We start from the raw sequence: 18,743 nt of genomic DNA on the forward strand, positions 1-18,743 counted from the left end.
GAGCCGATAGACCCGACATGAAAAGAGCGAACGCACCGGCGTAGGGCTCGCGGCGGCGATGGCGTGCAAATCGGCGGGTCCACGGCCGAATGGATCGCGGCCGCCGGGGGAGAATATTTGCATTGACCTTAGGATCAGGCCCCTAAGCCGCACGCCTGACGTAGCGCAGCGCGGCGCGCTTTGACCTCAAGGCGAAACGGATGGGTGCCGCAGTCAATATTCAGCGGTGGGTTGAGAATAGCGATGACGTCCGTCTCGAATTCCCATGGACGCTCAGCGGTTGCGAAAGTCACGCCACATGCGCTCTCAATCCAGCGTGAAAGCGGCACTTCAGAAACGAGCCGAGAACGGTCAGATCCACGTCGCGGCTCAAGTCCCAGGCTTCCCGTCAGGAGCGCCGCAAGGCTTTGCCGGAATGTCGATCCGCCAATATTCCCACCAGCATGATCCTTTGCGAGGCGTATCGCGATATTCCGTGAGCTAGTCGGACCGCTTGGCGAAATGCCCACATAGAGTAGCGACCAAGCCGTAGGCACTGGCGGTCTATTTTCCTTGGGGATGCTAGGAAACGCGTCGTCGAGTTGCTCCTCGCGACACCACCAAGCATAAAACCCCGGCGATGACGGAGGCCGGGCGGCAGAAGGCGCGAGGACTTCCCGGGTTAAAAGGTCCGAGACAATTTCCTCCGCGAGCATACCCAAATTCCTCCAGTCGACGTTGTCAGCCGGCGCGCCCGATTGACCGGCGTCTTTCATCCTGACGGCAGGCCATCGATCGCGGCGACCGCATCAACGAGCTGTCGGCGCAGAGTTGCCAGACCGATCGCCAGGACCAGATCTTGCCGATCCGCCAGGCCGAGCATTGTGCGTAGCACGAGATCGGAGTGGCGCATCAGGATAACCAGGTTTTCGCCGCTCGGGCTGTTCTTCCCCTCGAACCAGTTGCGAACCGCGCGCTCGTTTGAGCGCGTGAGCTGCGCCACGGTCTTGTGGGCGGAGGGCGTATTGCCGAATTCCGCTTTCAGCGCCGTGGCGATCGCTGTCGCGAGCGGCTCGACTGACTGAGGCGACGGAAAAGAATTTCCAGTTTTCGACTGAAGTTTTCGGTCTTTCTCGGAGAACGACATTCGTCCTGACTCCCAATAGATTTGGTGGGAAGTCGAACCTGTCCGCTCGGAGCCTAAACGAAAGCAGCCGGTGTGATGAACCTATCGGAGACGGTCACTGCTGAAGCATCGCCGCGGCCTCCGGTGCGCGCTGCGCAGTATGTCCGTATGTCGACGGAGCATCAGAAATATTCGACCGAGAACCAGGCCGAAATCATCGCCCAATACGCCGCTCGGCGTGGCTTCGAGATCGTGAAGACCTACGAGGACTCGGGCAAGAGCGGCCTTCGGCTCGATGGTCGGCTATCGCTTCAGCAGCTCATCGCCGACGTGCGAGGCGGTCAGACCGACTTCAAAGCGATCCTTGTCTATGACGTGAGCCGCTGGGGCCGGTTCCAGGACGCTGATGAGAGCGCCTATTACGAGTTCATCTGCCGGGAAGCGGGGATCGCCGTTCAATACTGCGCCGAGCAGTTCGAGAATGATGGCAGCCTGAGCGCGACGATCATCAAGAGCATGAAGCGGGCGATGGCTGGCGAATATAGCCGTGAGCTGTCGGTGAAGGTTTTTACTGGCCAGTGCCGGTTGATCCGTCTCGGTTTCCGTCAAGGCGGCGCCGCGGGCTTTGGCCTACGCCGCTATCTCGTCGATGAGAATCGCCAGCCCAAAGCGGTCCTCAATCATGGAGAGCAGAAGAGCCTGCAAACGGACCGGGTCGTGCTCAGGCCGGGGCCACCTGAAGAGATCGAGGTGGTCCGGCGTCTCTACCGGATGTTCGTCGTCCAGCGCCGCACCGAAACGGAGATCGCCACAGCCCTCAATGATGAGGGCATCCTCACCGATCTTGGTCGGCCATGGACGCGCGGAACCGTTCATCAGGTGCTGACCAATGAAAAATACATCGGCAACAACGTCTACAATCGGGCGTCCTTCAAGCTGAAAGCCAAGCGGGTGGTGAACACGCCCGATATGTGGGTCCGGGGCGATGGGGCTTTCGAGGCGATCGTCGAGCGTGATTTCTTCGAGGCGGCCCAGCGGATTATTCAAGAGCGCAGCCGCCGTTTCACCGACGAGGAGCTTCTTGGTCGGCTGTCAGCCCTGCTCGTTGAGAAGGGTTGGTTGTCGGGCCTCGTGATCGACGAGGTCGAGGACATGCCGTCGAGCTCGACGTTCCGACACCGTTTCGGAAGCTTGGTGCGCGCCTACCAGCTTGTCGGGTACGCCCCGTCGCGGGACTATCGCTATATCGAGACCAATCGAACGCTGCGGACACTGCATCCCGATGTCGTGGCACAGGTCATCGCCGACATTGGCGCGGCCGGCGGCACGGTGCGCCGCGACCCCGTCACCGACCTCCTGCATATCAATGACGAGTTTACGGCCTCGCTGGTGATTTCTCGGTGTTACATCAGCCCCGCCGGCGGGCTGCGCTGGAAGGTCCGCTTCGACAGCGGGTTGAGGCCCAGCATCACCATCGTGGCGCGGATGCAGGAAGATAATGCCGCCATACACGACTACTACTTGCTGCCATGGCTGGACGTCGGCACCACGCCGAATCTGAGGCTCGCACCAGAGAACGGCATCCTACTCGATGCCTACCGCTTCGATACCTTGGAGGCGTTTTTCGATCTGACGCGCCGCGTGCCGCTGAAGGTTGCCGCATGAGCGCGCCGCCCCCCGAAATCCGCTCGGTGCCGGTCGATCTGATCACCATTCTCAACCCGCGGGTTCGCAACAAGCGGATCTTCCAGGAGCTGGTGAATAGCATTGCCCATCTCGGGCTGAAGAAGCCGATCACGGTCAGCCAGCGACCCGGAAAGACGCGGTTTGACCTGGTGTGCGGTCAGGGTCGCCTCGAGGCCTTCATCGCGCTCGGCCAGACCGAAATCCCGGCCATCGTGATCGATGCGGCCGAGGAAGATTGTTACGTCATGAGCTTGGTCGAGAACCTTGCGCGGCGCCAGCACAGCCCATTGGAACTGGTTCACGCGATCGGCGCGCTGAGCGCCCGGGGCTATTCGCACCCGGAGATCGCCGCCAAGGTCGATTTCTCCGTCGAGTATGTCAGTGCGATCTGCCTGTTGCTCGACAATGGCGAGGAGAAGCTGATCGCGGCGGTCGAGCGCGGCGTCATCCCACATTCAATCGCGATGGAAATCGCCCGCGCCAAGGAAGGCGAGGTTCAGCAGGCGCTGGCGCAGGCCTATGAGGAGAAGTCGATCCCGGGCAATCAGGTGCTCGCGATCCGGCAGATCATCGAACAGCGCAACACCAGCGGCAAGCAGCTTCACAAGCGGGGATCGCGGGTTGGTCGCACCCAAAAGCCGGTCACATCGGAAAGCCTGATCCGCGCGTATCAACGCGAGACGGAGCGGCAGAAGCTGCTGATCAAGCGCGCCTCCTTGGCGCGCAGCCGGTTGCTGTTCGTCGCCAACGCCATGCGGCGTCTGCTGGCCGACGATCATTTCGTGACGCTGCTGCGGGCGGAGGGGCTGAGCACCTTGCCGCGCGCACTGGCCGAGCGGATCGGACCGACGAAGGCGTAAGATGTCCGATACGGTCAAAATCGCCTTCGAGCGCAAGATCCTAGTCCTCCCGATCGGTGAGCTCTTGGCGACCAAGGCGCTGCCGGCAGGGGTGCGTGAGTCCGTCAAATATCGCCGGATCGCGGCATCTGTTGCGGAAGTCGGGCTGATCGAGCCGCTGTCGATCGCGCGCCAGAAAGGCGGCAGCTACCTTCTCCTCGACGGACACATGCGCCTTGATGCCCTGCGGTTTCTTGGTGCGACCGAGGCCCCTTGCGTTGTCGCCGATGACGACGAGTCCTTCACCTACAACAAGCGGGTCAACCGGCTGGCGACGATCCAGGAACACTACATGATCGTGCGCGCGCTCGATCGTGGGGTGTCGGAGGAAAAGCTGGCGCGAGCGCTCAATGTCGACGTGAAGGTGATCCGCCAGCGCCGACATCTTCTGGCAGGGATCAGCGGGGATGTCGCCGAGCTGCTGAAGGACAAGCCAGTAGGGCACCACGCCTTCCAGAAGCTGCGCAAGATGAAGCCGATCCGTCAGCTTGAGGTGGCCGAACTGATGGTGTCGGCGAACAATTATACGGTCAGTTATGCCAAGGCGCTCCTGGCGACCTCGAAGCCGTCGGATCTGCACAAGCCTGACGAACTCAAGAAGGCGACGGGGTTGTCGGCCGAGCAGATGGGGCGTCTCGAACGGGAGATGGCGTCGGTGAGCGAGGACTATAAGGAGCTTGAGGTCTCCTATGGCGACGACATGCTGGTCCTGGTCGTGGCTTCCGGCTTTATCGAGCGCCTGCTGGCGAAGCCTGAGATCGAGGGATTTCTGGCAGGGCGGCACCCCGAATTTCTCGAGAATTTCCGCGCCATCGTGCAGGCCACCTCGCTCGATCAATCGACGACGCCCTGACCGTTCAAGCTTGGGGACCGGGACCCAGAAGCGCCGGGACCGTCGGAGAAGCCGCCGCGAGGGGCGGATCAAGGGCGGTGGCGGGGATGGCGGCGAACCCGCTCGGAGCCCGCTAGGCCAGTCGCCATAGGGCTGGCTGCGTGCCGTTCGCGGCATGATTGTTCTGGAGCGCGCCGATCATTCCGGGTCGGCGCGCTCCAATCTCTTTAAGCGCTGGAATTATCGCGCATCTCAGATGCGCGATAATTCTTGCACGCGGAGCCGGATGGTGGGATTAACGCGCATCTGAGATGCGAGATAATACTATGGCTCTTCATCTAGTCGGTGAGACAATTGACGCCAAACGCGCGCATCAGCGCGCGCAAGCCGGTGAGTTGATCCAGCTCGTGCGCGGGGTTTACGTCGATGACCAAGGTGACATCGAGGCGACGATCCTCGGCCATGCAGTGCGTATTGCGCACTATCTCTATCCCAACGCCTATCTGTCGTCCGCAAGCGCGGCGCTGCTCGCGCCGACACCGGACGGACGGTTGTTTATCAGCGGCCGCCGCAACCAGCGCACGCGGTTGCGGACGCTCGAGATCATCCAGAACGAAGCGCCGAAGCATCCATCGACCGCGATCGCGGTCATCGGCGACGACCTGGGCGAATTGCGCGTCGACGCCTCATCGCCACGCCAGCGCTTTCTCGAAGCGTTCCGCCTGCGCAGCGAACATGCGAGCGCGGTTACCGCCGACATGCGTGCGCAGATGGCGGCGCGCCTGGTGGAGGAACATGGGACGCCTCAAGCCGCGGCCGACGCCGTCTGGGTGCTGGCGCGCGAGAACGAATGGTATCGCGAAGGTGAAGGCGCCGAACGCTTCCTGCTGGCACAGCCGGGCGTTGCCAAGGCGCCGGTCAACAAGGCAGCGCTCGATCTCCTCGTCGCATGGCACGGTGAGCCGCTCGGCCGGCTGACCCACGATGGATTTGAATGGCGCTGGAAGCCGGGGCGTCGAGCGGGACCGGCCCTCGTGCGCGAAACCACGCCGGGCAAGCTGCCGGCCTTCATTGAATCGCTGCTTCCCGAGGGCTGGCTGGCGCAGGTTCTCCACGAACGCGATGAACGCGAGGCGCTCCGGCGCGGACGGCGATATATGTCGAACATCGTCATCGTCGAGGGTCGAGAAGAACTGGCGGCGCTGCCTGCTGACATTCTCACGACAACACTGGCTGGATACATCGACACCGGTCGCTTCACGGGCCGCTACGCCGGTCCGGCGCGGGGCGAGATCGAGGAGACCTTCGAGCAGAACCTGGCGCGCATCTTCGCGCGCGCGGAAACGCCGCGCCTGTCGGGCGTCCAGATCAAGGCACCGATGAGCCTGATGCCTGATGGCGCCCTCGTTCCGGCCATCGATCAGCCGTTCACACATATCCTCAAGCCCGCCGGCACGGCGGGCTTCGAGACGTTACCGGTCGTCGAGTGGCTTTGCCTGGAGCTTGGCCGCTCGGCCGGGTTCGATGTGCCCGACGCCGCGCTGCTGGAGATGCCCGACGGCATGTCGCCCGCACTGGTCGTCGAGCGGTTCGATATTCGTCGCGGGCCAGCGGATCAGCGGCGTCTGGCGATGGAGGACTTTTGCTCCATTCTGGACCTTCCCGCATCCGCCAAATACGACGGAACGATCGAGCGGATGGCGCGCGGCCTACGACCGCTGTCGACCGATCCGGCCAGCGATCTGGATATCCTGTTCCGCCGGGCCGTGTTCGCCTGGCTCATCGCCGATGGCGATATGCATCTCAAGAACCTCGCTGTGCTCAAAATCGCCGAGGTGGATGCCAAGGCCTTCACGAGCGTGCGCTTCGCGCCGCTCTACGACGCCGTCACCACGCGCGTCTTCCCGGGTTTGGGGGGCGATCGCATGGCGCTCAAGCTCAACGGCAAGGATGACCGTCTGACGCGCCAGGACTTCCTCGCGCTGGCGCGGACAATCGGCCTATCCGCCGGAGATGCCGAGACTGCGATTGCGGACTTGACCGCGCGTGTGGCCGACCGGGCGCAGGGACTTCAGCTACCTGCCTTCGCGGCCGAGGCTGAGGCCGCCAAAGCAGCGCAGGACAAGGTGATCGCCTTGGTCGGGGAGCGCTGCAAGGCACTTGCCGTTGAAGGCGACTGAGCGGCGCGACGTCACGGTTGGAGCCGGATTTGCAGGTCGGCGAGATCTTCTGCCGCCATGGTGGTTCCCATGAGGCTGTGAAGATACTCCAGCAGGTCTTCCTGACGCGGTTGCCCGAACGCGAGGCGATAGACGGTCAGGCTTCGTTTGAGCCACTCGAGTCGTCGGACCTCGCGGCTGAACGGGAGCATGGGCACGCGGCGTTCGACCTTCACCGGCCCTTCGTAAATCCAGTAGGGAATGAGGTCAGAGTCATTCTCGGTCTCGGCGCGAGCTGCGTCGAACATGATCTGCCAGGGATCATCGTGATCTCTCTCGCGCCCACGCACCACGTCGACCTGCCGATGCGCCAGATTTAGGCGGATAGCGTGACCCTTGAAGCGGTGGACACGCCCCTCGCGCTGCTCGAGATCGACGGGATTTCCGGGCAAGTTCCAGTGATAGAGCCGATAGCAATAAGGGTGAAAGTCGAGGCCTTCCTGTCCGACGGAGGTCGTGGCCAGCGCGAAGGGTCGGAACGGTGAGTTGAAGGCATCGCGAACGCTGGAGAGGCGTGCGGCCCCGCCTTCCTCGTCTTTGTAGTCGGCCAGGCGCATGGCGAAGCGCCCGCGCATCTGGAACTTGTTGATCACCAGCTTCTTCCCGTCGACCGTTGGATCCTCGACATCGATCTGCGAGGGGCGAATGGCCAACGCCTCCGAGATCGCCTTGCTGATTCCAGTGATACGATCGACGGCCGGCTTGGCGCCCAAGCCCTCGGCGTCGAGCAGATAGTGGACGTACTCGTCGAGAACGGCCTGAAGGTTATGCTCAACGCCGTAGGTGAGCACCTGGCGCCAATAGCGGTCATCGTCGTCCTTGCGGAGGAGGGCGACGGCGTCGTGCTGGTTGAAAAGCGTGCGGAAACCCCAAGAGATCTGGTTCGCTGCCTTCAGCAGTCGATGATCGTCCCAAGCGATATCGGGCGCGATCCGGTGCAGGGCGCGCAGCGCACAGACTGCGGGGCTGCCGAGAGCAACATCGACCAGAAGGTCAATCAGCGTGTCCGGTACGGGTCCAAAGGTGCGTTCGGTTGTCACAGTCCGCAGTTCGGCGACATGCTCCTTGAAACCCTCTTCGTTGCCGAGGAGGGCGAAGCCGTAAGGCGAGTTGACCCAGGCGACGGAGCTGGCTTTCGCCATGGCGTCGATGACGGCCGGGGCAGCCCATTCCCAATCGCGGCCATCTGCGGTGTCGCCTGACCGCTCGGCGAGCGCGGCGACGCTCTCGCGCAAGCGGTCGGCGACGGCTTTACGCATGGCTTCGACCGACAGGGTTTCGTTTGACGCTCCAAAGATCGCAAGAGGGTCGGCAATGCGCGCCAAGGTCGGCGACGGATAGACCAGGTGCATTGCGCGCATGGCGACAAGCCGCCCTTGATTTTGCCGGAACTGGATGGGGCGTGGGCGAACATGACCGAAATATCGCTGCCCCGAAGCGCCGACGCCCATGCGGCGTTCGGCCTCGTAGGACAGGATTGACGCGATCGCATCGGGCACCATCGACCAGGATGAGAAGATTAGCGCCTTGGTCAGCGGCGGCCCGGATCGCTCGGGACCGTAATAGGGTAGGGATGGCGGGATCCACAGATGTTGATCGAGACCATCGCCGAACACGTCATCCATGACGCCGCGCATCCGACCGTTAGCGGGTTCGAGGGGCTCGTAGGCGTCAAGCCGGTCGCGCTCGAGCATGGCAGGCCGTGCGCGTTCGAGCGCAGCGCACAGGTTGGGCGCCGGCTTGTCGAGCTGATCTTTCAGAAGCCGCTTGAGCGCATAGTCGCGCATGAAGTTTAGGAGGTAGGGCGCGGACTTCCAGTATTCGGTGATCTCCGGCGCATCGAGGGCGCGCGCAACGTCCGACACTGCTGCGGCCTGGCGTAGATCAGATGGCAGGATCGTGATGGCCATCGGCGGCTCGCTCACCATTGAGTCGCGCTCGATGGTGCTGGCCACGCGTTCGGTGCGCGCCATTACCTTGCGCAGCCGGTCCTCGACGACGTGGCGCGCGCCGATGGCCTCGTTGCGCGCGCCGGGCAGCGCATGAAGGAAGCCGCGAAACTCGCGCATTTCGCGTTCTAGCGCTTTGGCCACGTCGGGACCGTTGGTCCGACCGTAGAGGAAGGACAAGGTCTCCAGAAAATCACGGTAATGTTCGCCGTCATCGGGTTCGTCACCCGACAATGTCAGCATCCGGTAGGGTGTGGCGGAAAGCAGAAGCGTGCGCGCGGCATGACCCTTGCCGTCCGAGTAGTCGAACAGCTCGCGCGCCAGGTCAGCAGCCGGGGTTTCGCCGTGGAGCAAGTCGCGGAACCGCTGAAACTCGTCCATGATGATGAGGTCGGGTTTCAGGGCGTCGATGCAGGCGTGCGAGAGTTTGCCGCGAAGACGACCGACCAGACCATTGCGCCGCTGGTTCAGCTCATAAGGATAGGCTTCACGGCGACGCGGGAAGAGGTCGCAGACCGCCTCCAGTTCCGTGAACAGTTCGGCATCTTTTTCGACTTCGCGGCGGAAGCGATCGATGATGCGTTGATCAACACCATCCAGAGACAGCTCGCGGACGGCGGTATTCCAGCCATCAACACCGGCGGACACCTGAAGCAGATTGTGCAGGCCGCGCGGCCGCGACACCCGGTCTTCGAGCATCCGCAGCAGCAAGGCGCGTTCCTGCGTGACGCCTGTGGTCGAGCGCAGGTCAAAGGTCGTGCCTGGTGTCAGGCTGATGAAGTTGACCTTGTTGGCGTCGAGCCCCTGATCGCCCCGGACCTGGAGCGGTATAAGGGTCATGCGCGTCGGTAACGCCAGCTCGCGTCGGCCAAGCACATTGAGCCGATTTATGTTCTGAGCTGCAATCGCCTGATTGGAACAGATATAGAGGATATCGATCCGGTCGGTGCTGTCCCAAAGCTTCTCGATAGTGCGGGCGATGACGCCGCGCGCGACCATGGTTTTGCCAAGGCCCACTTCGTCCGCGACGAGAAATTGCCTCACGGGATCCTGATCGCCGTAAAGCCGGTCAAACACATAATCGACTGTACGACGCTGAAAGGCTTTCAGCGGAGCGAGGGCAGCTTCGGCTTCAAACCGGTTATCCGTCATGGCTGAGGCCCTGATCTTGGAGGGCAATGCGGAAAGCATCCCAAAGGGTTCGAAAATCGCTGGGTATCGGATCGGCTCCCGTATCGTTGCCAGCCTCCAATCGCGTCATCAGGCGTTCGATCGCATGAAGTCTTTCGCCTCCACGGCATAAGGCGCGAACCATATCTTCCAGGAGCGGCGCGTCGTCGGCGGCACTGGCCCAAGCCATGCTGCCGGAACCCTCCTGCGCCGCCAAGGCCGCGCCGAATGGATCGCCGAGGTCTGACAAGAGGAGCCGCAGATAGCGAAAGAACGCATCTCGGCTGTCGATCACCCAGCGAAGAATCGCGGCATGGCGTTCGGGCGGAAGGCCTTCCATCACCAGACTGGTGCTGAACAGGGCTGACACCTGGGCACCGTCTGCGGTCAACCGAAAGGCCAGAAAGCGGGTAAGATCGACGATCGGCATGGCACCGAGATCGACGACCGTTCCTGTGCGAAGGGCATCCAGCACATCGCTGGCATGGCCATCTCCTCGGGTGATGGGCCAGACCTGCAGCGAGGCGATGCCGACAAGCGGCAACGGCTCCGTGGGAATGAGCCAGACGCGCCACGGGTGCGCATCGCCGTCAATGCTTTCGATCCGCTCACAGCGCAGGCGCAATCCACCGCGGCACAAGACGCGGCGTGCGTCGTCGAGCCTTGCCTCTGCGGCGATGGTGGCGGGATCAATGGGTTCAAGCTCGCTGGCAACGAAGGTGCGGGTGAGGCGCCCAAAGCCCTTCTCGCCCATGATCTGCTCGACGCTGCCGACCTTAGATCGCTTGCCTCTGAGCGAAGCGAAGAGCTCCACATTGGTCCCCGACAAAAGGGCGGGACGCGTCGCGTTGCCGGACCCGATCGTCAGGATCGTGTCCCAGCCCGTCTCGGCGATGAACGCCTTGGCGTGTAATCCCTGAAGCGCGCTGGTGGAGACCTCCTCGCCGTCTTCGGTGGCGGCCATTTCGTCGAGAACGGAAACGCGTTCAAAAGCGTCCAGCGTGGCGCTGTCGACGCAAGCCAATTGATCCGGACGGCTGATGATGACGGGTTTTTCTGCTGTCGGCAGCCCGCTGAGCAGGTTGAGCGCACTGGTGTCGCAAAAGGGCGAGATGACGCCCAGTCGCGCACAGGACGTAGGCTGCCAGATTTTGCCGCCGAACCCGTTGACCGCGAAGCTGACCTCGTCGAACCGGTCGGGAACGGTCCACCTGGCGCGCCGAATATCTTCGGCAACCTCAGCGGTCAGTGTGCGCGCATCGTCGGAGATGCCTGCGACGGCGAGGTCTGGCAGTCGGCTCAGAAGATCGAAAAGCGGCCGGTTGTTCGCATCGGGTCGGCGCGTCAGCTCGCCGTCGAGGCGTAGCGAGATGTCCCAGGACCGATCTCGCGTAAGGTTGCGCGAGAGCACCAGCAACCGCAGGAGCATCGGATCTTCGGCGCGCGTCGGCCGATAGCGGAGAGCCCAGAGCTTGGGATGGAAAGCACCTTCGCGCGGTGCGGCGACTTCGACGATGATGCGTTCGAGCAGAGAGCAGAGCCGTGAATGAGGGCGGCTTTGAGCATGTAGATGCCCTGCATCGGCATAGATGACGAGGCGTCCGGCGATCCGCTCGGCGCCTTCGAGCAGCGCCAGCGGGTGGGTAAGAATGTCGTCACGATTTTCAGCCGCGAACAGGGCGAGGCTGACGGGTGCGGCGAGCGCGGTTTCGAAATCGAGCGAGAAAGTCGTCGCGATCGCAGCGTCGAAGACATAGCCCGGAGGGGGCTGAAGGCTGTCGCCGTAGAGAACGCGGGTTTCCGGATCGAGCGTCGTTCTATTCAGCACTGGCAAGATCCCGCAGGTGCGACTTGGCTTGCGCCCATCGGAAGGTCAGCGGCTCGACACCAGAAGCGCCTGTCCAACGGTCTCGCACGGCTCGATTGGCAAATCGGGACTGGCTTGTTTTCAGTCGCCGCTCGCGATCCTGCACAAGACGGGCGGCCGGCGTCAGCGCACCGTCTAGGACGCTGCCCGATGTCAACAGGCCAAGCCATTCGGCGACGAAGCGTTTGGCGGCGGGCCGGATGCTGTGTGCGGGATGATCGATCGCCGCCCAGAAGGCATCGAGTGACCAAGCCCGGATTGCGGCCATGTCCAGGCTGGATTGCCATTCGGCAAACCGCACCTCGTATTTCTCGATCCATTCGGCCCGCTCACGGAGCCGGCTGAGTAGCAAGTTGTAGAGCAGCGAGGCGCCGTGCATCACGCTGGAGAATATCGCGCCATGGCCGACCAATGTGCGGGCGTCGTCAGGGAAATCGGCAAGATGGGGGTGCTCCCAGATGTTGTCGCATTCAGCTTGGCTGGACCCGCTTCGCGCCAAAAACGCCAAGAGGCTGTGCGGTTGATGGGCGATGAGCCGATCGATGATGAACTGGGCCTCGTCGAGCGAGAGCTTGAACTGCGTATGGTCGAGCAGGTCGGTGGGACGCGCTGGCAGCGTCGCGGTCCAGATCTGAAGGGCTTGGGCCTCGGACGCTGAATCCTCGCTTTCGCGGACACGAGGCCGCGCGCGTTGGAGATGGCGCATGGACGAAAAGAGGTTGTCGGTTGAGCCTGGGAAGAGACGGATGCCCCATGTGCCGAGCCCGGCCCAGTAGACCGAACTGGGCAGTCTCTGGAGGTCCGCACCGGCATCCCTGCCAATGATGCCGTTGGACTCGCCGCCGGCTTTGAGCGCGTTGGCGAGCCGGTTTTCGAGGGCGCGCGCTTCGCTCGCGAGCTGATCCGCCCCGGCCGATGATCCTTCGAGCATCTGGAACAGCCAAGGGATGAACAGCATGTAGCGCAGCCGGGTTTGGATCGTGCTGGTGCCCGGGAAAAGGTGATCGGCGATCGAATCGCGGATGCCGCCCAGACCCAGTTCGTCGCGGGTTTCCCGCTCCTGGAATAGGGCCATGATCCGCTGCGCGCGCTGGCGCTCGGCTTCATCGAAATCAATCCAGGCAAGTGAAGACATTGGCCCCCCGTGGCTTATTCAATGGACGACTAGCGCCCTTAGTGATCGATTGTCAGTCGCTGCCTATGACACGAAGGCGCATTCCGCGAGTTTCGAGCAGGTAGGTCTCGACGCCGGCCAATAGGTGGAGGCCCTCTTCCCCGATGGCTTTGCGCGATAGGCCAGGTTGCACGATCCGAACGTCATATTCGAACCGATAATCCTGCCACCCCGCCTTCAGCTTCTTGATCGCGGCCGCAGAGCCCGTTTCGATCCGAGAGCTGAGACCTCTGTCACGACGCTTCTGCTCACGCTTGAGCATATGCTGCAGCATTCGATTGGGGCGGTCGCGCCAACGCGCCGATTTCTGCGCCTGTCCACAAACCTCGTACAGGTCGCTGAGCCGCGCGCCCGGCGTATCGGCCCCGGAATATTTGCAGTGGAACAGGGTGGCTGAAACGACGCTGTCGGTAATCCGCAGGGCGACGACGTCTGCGATCTCGCCCTTGCCGTCATCGTCGAAGATCACGTCATAGGGATCGGGGTCCGTTAGCAGGGCCTCGATCACCGTGCGCTGGACGGAGTCTGCGCGCTTGGCCGTGCCCTGCGATTCGATGCGGATATTGGCTTTCGACCAGTCCCAGGCTTCGATCTTGGCCACCGGGTAGGGCTCGACCGTCTCGCCTTCCGGCAGGCTGTAGAGGTGGCTGTAGATGAGCAGCGAGCCATCGCCGAAATCAATCTGAGGCGAGTCGTCGGCAAAGGATTCCGCAAGCGACTGGATCTTGCTGCCGATCTTGATCGAGGCCTTGGGACCACTGCGCTGCGGATAGCGGGCGCCGCCATCGCTGAACACGATCTCGAACTCGGCCGAATGATCGTCGCTACGGACCGCAAAACGCAGCGGTCCCGTGCGGGCATTGCCGAGCAGCTCTATATCGCATTCGGTGAACGAGACCGGTTGATCGCCGAACGAGATCTCGATGCGTTCTTCGATCTGCATGATCAATGATTCAGGCCAGTGGATCGCGACGGGTGGTACGGTCGGGCGCTCGTTGATCTGGCGGGGGCGCATCGCGCTCTTGAAGACCCCATCGGTCGTGATGCTCGGGTCGTTGACCGTGCGACCGACATCCTGACACCAATCAACCCAATCGGTGAGGTCGCGAACCTTCGCGCTCGACCAGAACTTGCCTTTGGCGGAGCAGCCGCGCGATGCGGGCATCCCGTCGAGAAAGCCCGTGGCGAAGATGTTGTTCTTGATCCTCGATTGGGACTTTGCGCTGTCGAGACCGTCGGCGACGTCGACGCCCATGTACATGGAATAGCGAACCCCGCGGCCCTGGTGATGGGTCAGTCCGAGATTGCGCAGAATGAGTCGCTTGAACCCATGGAGGCTGCGAAACACTTCTTCGCCTTCGACGCGGCGGGCGGTCTCGCCGCACACCGCTTTGGCGAGACGATCAAAAGGCCCCTTTGCGGAACTGCTGATGTAGAGCAGTCCGCTAGCCTGATCCCAGTGCAGCATGTGCAGGTCCCAGGTCACGTTGACCGCTTGTTGCGCGGTGGTCCAACGGGCCTGTTCTTCGGCGCGCGTCACGAAGATCGCCACGCGTTTGTGAGCGTTGAGCTTCATGCCGAGATAGACCCCGGCGTCGTAGAGCTCTTCGGCCTGGAACGGGTCCCAGGCGTCGCAGGCCGTGCGGTAGACCACGGCATTCATCTTTGGCTCAAGCGTCTGGAGCGGGATGTCGCTCAGATCGCCGGAGAACCCCTTGAACATCTCGGCCCGGCGTACCTGACGCTCGATCTTTGCCGAACTGAGGGCCTCCACCAGCGCATTCCAGTCTGCATCTTCTGCATAGAGCTTGGCGAGCGAACGATCCACGTCATCGACGCCGGTGTTGGCAATGACCGTGGCGTCTCCCAACCTGGGATCCTGGCGTGTAAAGCGGCCGACGAACTGGATCGTGACTGCGACGCTCTTGTGATGATCGTGCAGCGCCGCGATTTTCAACTCCGGTAGGTCAAAGCCCTCACCGAGCATGTCGACGCAGACGATGATCCGGCTCTCGAACCGTCGCAAAGCGGCAAGATTCTCGCGACGCTCCTTAAGCGACTGCTGGCTGTGAACGATGACGGGTCGGTAGTCCGGGTAGGCAAGCGTGTAGAGGCGATGGAGATGCTTGGCGCGCTCAATGGTGCTGCACCGGGCCATCGCCAGATGATTGAGGCCGGCATGCAGATCGGCGGCGAGCACGTCACCCAGCTTGTCGATGATCGCCTGGTCTGCGTCGAGCTGATCGAGTCCGAACACCGCCTCGAACCGGATCGGCTTGAAATACCCCTCCTGCTGCGCCTTCTTCAGCGGATAGGTATAGATGAACTCCCCGTCGACGCGGCGGCCATCTTCGCGGAACGGTGTGGCAGTGAACTGGACGACCGGAATGGGCGGCGTGCGTTCGGCGAACAGTCCGCGAAAGGATGCCCAGGTGCGAGCCCCGATGTGGTGTGCCTCATCGATGAAGAGCGCCGAGGCTCGGGTCGCCATATGCTCCTGAATCGGCGGTTCGGCGCGGCCGGCAATATGCATGGTGGTGACGATGACATTGGCGCTGTCGAAGATCTGATCAACTTCGGCGATCGAGGTCGGGATGCGGGTGAGCCGGGTGACCACGGGAAATAGCGCAGAGACGTCGAGACACGACTGTGCCTTCAGGATGCACACCGCCAACGAACTGGACTCCTGCGGTCAGAACGAGTGGGCGCCTCGAGCCACGCTGGGCATGTTTTTGGCAGTAGTGAACGGGCGACAGAGCTATTCGACAAAGCTCAGTCGCCCGTTCGCGGGATCGAACCGTAGTCAGAAGAAATCTTGGCGCTGATCAACTTACTTGGTGTCAGCTCTTGACGTTCGGAAGGTCCGCTAACGGCGCGAACAGAACCGGTGTATCAGCTCGCGCCAGCCCTCGGCCGCGCGGGCAACGCCTCGCGCAATACACGGATTGCCGACCGCAGGAAGATCAGGGCGATAATCCCGCCCACGCCCGTGTCGAGCATGCCCAAGTCGGCAGGCTCAAACAGGCCCTCAGCTGGAGCTGGGATCGATCTGCCGAGCGCAAGGCCACGCCTTAGTCAACGCCTCGTTGGCTCCGGCCGCCATGTGCTTGCCTCTGAGATAAGTCTCTGATTCGGCCCAGCGCAGATAAGCTTGGCGGAGACGCTGACGGTCATATCTCGGGGCGCCGCACACGGCGCGACGGACGATCAACTCATCGAGCATACCCTGCAGATAGGCTCCGCACTCGGGCGCCCCGCGTCTGCATTGCTCCAAAAGGGCGGAGCCGGTTGCGGAAGGCGGAACATCTTGAGTCACGCCCGATCCCGGTGAGACAACTAAGCTTGCGAGCGAAAAGTAGAAAATACCGAGGTTCATAATCTTCGGCCTCCTTGGGTCAAACCTGTTACGAGAACTTTCATGCAGAGCTCGCAGTTCACGCCTTTCGCCCTCTGCTGAAATAGGCGTAAAACTGTTCAAGCGCGGCGGTTCCCTCCGCCAGCCGTTCGTTGTCATCATCCGTTCGGGCGCAAATTCCGGCGATGAGGGCGCCCAGGCCGGCCGTCTCCGGCCGATTGAAGCGGCTGTCAGCGATGTCGAGGTCGTGAATGATTTCGCCGATCGCGACCAGCGCGGTATCATTGTCGAGTTGTGTCCGCACGAGCAGCGTCTCGAAGGTGCAGCGCTCGCCTTCGTGGGTGAACTCGGCATTCGCCATGTCAAACCTGAGTTCGTCCGCGGCAGGCTCGTAGCCTTGGCCGTCGACGAACTTGAAAGTCGCTTCGGGGTCGATGAAGCGCTGGATCAGCCAGGCCGACGCGATACGATCGACATGGATGCCGCGCCGGGTGATCCAGACCCGCTGTCTCAGGTCGGCGGTCGCGATCACCGCCTGACACGTCGAACTGACGTCAGGGTGCCGCGTCGAGCGCGTCACCAGGTCTGCGAGCGCCGCTTCGGCAGCTTGCCGGCCGTGGGTGCCGAAATAGTCGATGGCCGCGATTTCGGCCAGACGCGCGCGCAGGCGAACAATCTCGCGGGCGACCTGCCCGTCGTCGATCGTGCGCGCCTCGCGGGCGAGGTCCTCGTAATCGGAATCGCGAACCGCATCGAACAGGGCTCGCACGTCCGCGTCTCCCAAGCCACCGACCAGCGCAGCCTCCAAAATGATGGCCTCACCCCCGCCCTCGGTGATCTCGCGCAGCAGGTCGTCGAACAGAGCTGCCGTGTCGTCGCGAAGCGGTAGCGCGTGAACGGCGTTCTTCAGCGGAGTCGCCCCGATCGCCTGCAGCCGCCGCCAGACTTTGACGCGCAGATAGGCGGGCTTGGCGGGCAGTTGGTGGATCAACAGCAGCCAAGGGGCGCGCGAGCCGGGGAACGAAATCATATACAAGGTGTATCATTCAATGACCACAAATGATACAGGTGAACGAGCTAGCAAGTTGAGGAGGTGGTATGACCTGGGTCGCCTGCGATTGGTCACCTGAAACTGGAAGTTGGTCTGGTCGGATCGAGGTCCCTGGCGCGACTCCGGGCCTAGCGGCATGAGCGCCGGAACGGACATCAATACGACGGTCGATCTCTCGGAACCGCGCCCGGAGGCCGCGCCGCCCAACCTGACGCATGCGCAGTTGTTCATTCGGTTTCTAAGGTTCGGCTTGCTGGCCTGGGGCGGTCCGGTCGCACAGATCGCCATGGTGCGCCGTGAACTGGTCGACGACGAGCGCTGGATCTCCAGCGAGCGCTTCAACAGGCTGCTGGCAGTGATGCAGGTGCTGCCGGGCCCCGAGGCGCACGAACTCTGCGTCCACCTGGGGATGCGCGCCAAGGGAAGACTCGGGGGCATCCTCGCTGGCCTGGGCTTCATGCTTCCCGGCTTTCTCCTCATGATGGCGCTGTCATGGCTCTATTTCCGTATCGCCCTGATCGACACAGCGCTCGGCGCGGCGTTCCTGGGGATTCAGGCGGCGGTGATCGCGTTGATCGTCGCCGCCGTCCATCGGATCGGAAAGCATATCCTGCTGGACGGTCGCCTGTGGATGCTCGCCATCATCTGCGGCCTGGCAGCCTTCGCCGGCGCTCCGTTCTGGATCACCCTTCCGGCCTCCGGGGCGATCTACGCGCTATGGGCGCTCGGCCTGCGAGTATTCGCTGCGCTTGTCGCCGCCGGGGCGACGGCTCTGACGATTCTGGTAACGCTCTTGGCGCCCGATGCCGCAACGCCAGAGGTCCAAACGGCGATCGGTGACCCCGGCCAAGCGCCCGTTTGGCTGTTGTTCGTTTCCGGCTTGAAGGCCGGCCTCCTCACTTTCGGCGGCGCCTACACCGCGATCCCGTTCGTTCGCAACGACGCCGTGGGTCAAGGTTGGATGAACGATGGCCAATTTCTGGATGGCTTGGCGCTGTCGGGCATCCTGCCGGCGCCTCTGATCATCTTCGCAACTTTCGTCGGCTATTTCGGCGGCGGACCGCTCGGCGCCGTAGCCATGACCGTCGGAATATTCCTCCCGGCATTCGCATTTTCGCTGATCCTCTACGACCGTTTGGAATCGGTGCTGGAAGCCAAGCGGCTGCATGCCTTTTTGGCAGGCGTCTCAGCCGGCGTGGTTGGCCTCATCGCCGCTACGACGATCGACTTGGCGACGGTCACAGCCCAGCGCGTCCCGGATCTGATCATTGGCGTGTCTATCTTCGCGGTCGCTTTGGCGTTGCTCTACACATGGAAGAATAAGCTCAACGTCGTGGTCGCGTTGGCCGCCGCCGGGTTAGCGGGTTGGGTCTTTTTCGCTCCGGCGAGTTAAAGCGTGGCCGACTGCAACTATCGTAAGTCCCCCAAGCATCGAA

At 62.6% G+C, this 18,743-nt stretch carries 13 protein-coding genes; 5 read left to right on the top strand and 8 right to left on the bottom strand.

Annotated features, from left to right (window positions below; translation table 11 throughout):
• Positions 1 to 134: 134 nt before the first annotated feature.
• Positions 135 to 755 (bottom strand): GIY-YIG nuclease family protein, encoded by a 621-nt coding sequence (locus BN1313_RS17075; protein WP_425414996.1) that lies wholly within the window; start codon positions 753 to 755, stop codon positions 135 to 137.
• Positions 752 to 1,126 carry a hypothetical protein gene (locus BN1313_RS07110; protein WP_091738349.1) on the bottom strand — a complete coding sequence of 125 codons (375 nt, stop codon included), beginning with the start codon at positions 1,124 to 1,126 and terminating at the stop codon, positions 752 to 754. Before BN1313_RS07110 ends, BN1313_RS17075 begins: the two co-directional genes overlap by 4 nt.
• A 75-nt stretch (positions 1,127 to 1,201) precedes the next feature.
• On the opposite strand from BN1313_RS07110, the gene BN1313_RS07115 reads away from it, so the two are divergent.
• The 4 genes from BN1313_RS07115 (at position 1,202) to BN1313_RS07130 (ending at position 6,702) form a co-directional block, all read left to right on the top strand.
• The gene (locus tag BN1313_RS07115; protein WP_091738352.1) at positions 1,202 to 2,770 is read left to right on the top strand and encodes a recombinase family protein; all 1,569 of its coding nucleotides are present in this window, start codon (positions 1,202 to 1,204) and stop codon (positions 2,768 to 2,770) included.
• Entirely contained in the window at positions 2,767 to 3,651 is an 885-nt protein-coding gene (locus tag BN1313_RS07120; protein ID WP_009820574.1) for a plasmid partitioning protein RepB C-terminal domain-containing protein, read from the top strand. The genes BN1313_RS07115 and BN1313_RS07120 overlap by 4 nt, the downstream gene beginning before the upstream one ends.
• A gap of 1 nt (position 3,652) precedes the next feature.
• A complete protein-coding gene (locus BN1313_RS07125) occupies positions 3,653 to 4,543 on the top strand; it encodes a plasmid partitioning protein RepB C-terminal domain-containing protein (protein WP_011157762.1) in 891 nt (296 codons plus the stop codon).
• 305 nt (positions 4,544 to 4,848) lie between these two features.
• On the top strand, positions 4,849 to 6,702 hold the full coding sequence (locus BN1313_RS07130) for a type II toxin-antitoxin system HipA family toxin (protein WP_091738355.1): 1,854 nt from the start codon (positions 4,849 to 4,851) through the stop codon (positions 6,700 to 6,702).
• Positions 6,703 to 6,713: 11 nt separating this feature from the next.
• Here BN1313_RS07130 and BN1313_RS07135 read toward each other — a convergent pair whose 3' ends face one another.
• From BN1313_RS07135 to BN1313_RS07160, 6 genes are all read right to left on the bottom strand, one after another.
• Positions 6,714 to 9,842: a P-loop NTPase family protein gene (locus BN1313_RS07135; RefSeq protein ID WP_091738358.1), complete on the bottom strand. Its 3,129-nt coding sequence runs from the start codon at positions 9,840 to 9,842 to the stop codon at positions 6,714 to 6,716.
• Entirely contained in the window at positions 9,832 to 11,688 is a 1,857-nt protein-coding gene (locus BN1313_RS07140; protein WP_091738361.1) for a phospholipase D family protein, read from the bottom strand. The genes BN1313_RS07135 and BN1313_RS07140 overlap by 11 nt, the downstream gene beginning before the upstream one ends.
• On the bottom strand, positions 11,678 to 12,862 hold the full coding sequence (locus tag BN1313_RS07145) for a DUF6361 family protein (RefSeq protein ID WP_091738364.1): 1,185 nt from the start codon (positions 12,860 to 12,862) through the stop codon (positions 11,678 to 11,680). Before BN1313_RS07145 ends, BN1313_RS07140 begins: the two co-directional genes overlap by 11 nt.
• Before the next feature lie 52 nt (positions 12,863 to 12,914).
• A complete protein-coding gene (locus BN1313_RS07150; RefSeq protein ID WP_245620224.1) occupies positions 12,915 to 15,569 on the bottom strand; it encodes a DEAD/DEAH box helicase in 2,655 nt (884 codons plus the stop codon).
• 360 nt (positions 15,570 to 15,929) lie between these two features.
• Entirely contained in the window at positions 15,930 to 16,418 is a 489-nt protein-coding gene (locus BN1313_RS17080; RefSeq protein ID WP_425414997.1) for a Rap1a/Tai family immunity protein, read from the bottom strand.
• Positions 16,336 to 17,286 carry a chromate resistance protein ChrB domain-containing protein gene (locus tag BN1313_RS07160; RefSeq protein ID WP_176695932.1) on the bottom strand — a complete coding sequence of 317 codons (951 nt, stop codon included), beginning with the start codon at positions 17,284 to 17,286 and terminating at the stop codon, positions 16,336 to 16,338. Before BN1313_RS07160 ends, BN1313_RS17080 begins: the two co-directional genes overlap by 83 nt.
• A 157-nt stretch (positions 17,287 to 17,443) precedes the next feature.
• On the opposite strand from BN1313_RS07160, the gene BN1313_RS07165 reads away from it, so the two are divergent.
• A complete protein-coding gene (locus BN1313_RS07165; RefSeq protein ID WP_141653097.1) occupies positions 17,444 to 18,700 on the top strand; it encodes a chromate transporter in 1,257 nt (418 codons plus the stop codon).
• The last annotated feature ends 43 nt before the right edge of the window (positions 18,701 to 18,743 follow it).

Origin of the sequence: Phenylobacterium immobile (ATCC 35973), assembly GCF_001375595.1 — a bacterium.
GTDB lineage: Bacteria > Pseudomonadota > Alphaproteobacteria > Caulobacterales > Caulobacteraceae > Phenylobacterium > Phenylobacterium immobile.

Coding starts and splice junctions, on each gene's coding strand:
- BN1313_RS07130 (WP_091738355.1), top strand. CDS start 4,849: ATGGCTCTTCATCTAGTCGGTGAGACAATTGACGCCAAACGCGCGCAT.
- BN1313_RS07120 (WP_009820574.1), top strand. CDS start 2,767: ATGAGCGCGCCGCCCCCCGAAATCCGCTCGGTGCCGGTCGATCTGATC.
- BN1313_RS07160 (WP_176695932.1), bottom strand. CDS start 17,286: ATGATTTCGTTCCCCGGCTCGCGCGCCCCTTGGCTGCTGTTGATCCAC.
- BN1313_RS07165 (WP_141653097.1), top strand. CDS start 17,444: ATGAGCGCCGGAACGGACATCAATACGACGGTCGATCTCTCGGAACCG.
- BN1313_RS17080 (WP_425414997.1), bottom strand. CDS start 16,418: ATGATGACAACGAACGGCTGGCGGAGGGAACCGCCGCGCTTGAACAGT.
- BN1313_RS07145 (WP_091738364.1), bottom strand. CDS start 12,862: ATGTCTTCACTTGCCTGGATTGATTTCGATGAAGCCGAGCGCCAGCGC.
- BN1313_RS07110 (WP_091738349.1), bottom strand. CDS start 1,126: ATGTCGTTCTCCGAGAAAGACCGAAAACTTCAGTCGAAAACTGGAAAT.
- BN1313_RS17075 (WP_425414996.1), bottom strand. CDS start 755: ATGAAAGACGCCGGTCAATCGGGCGCGCCGGCTGACAACGTCGACTGG.
- BN1313_RS07135 (WP_091738358.1), bottom strand. CDS start 9,842: ATGACGGATAACCGGTTTGAAGCCGAAGCTGCCCTCGCTCCGCTGAAA.
- BN1313_RS07115 (WP_091738352.1), top strand. CDS start 1,202: ATGAACCTATCGGAGACGGTCACTGCTGAAGCATCGCCGCGGCCTCCG.
- BN1313_RS07125 (WP_011157762.1), top strand. CDS start 3,653: ATGTCCGATACGGTCAAAATCGCCTTCGAGCGCAAGATCCTAGTCCTC.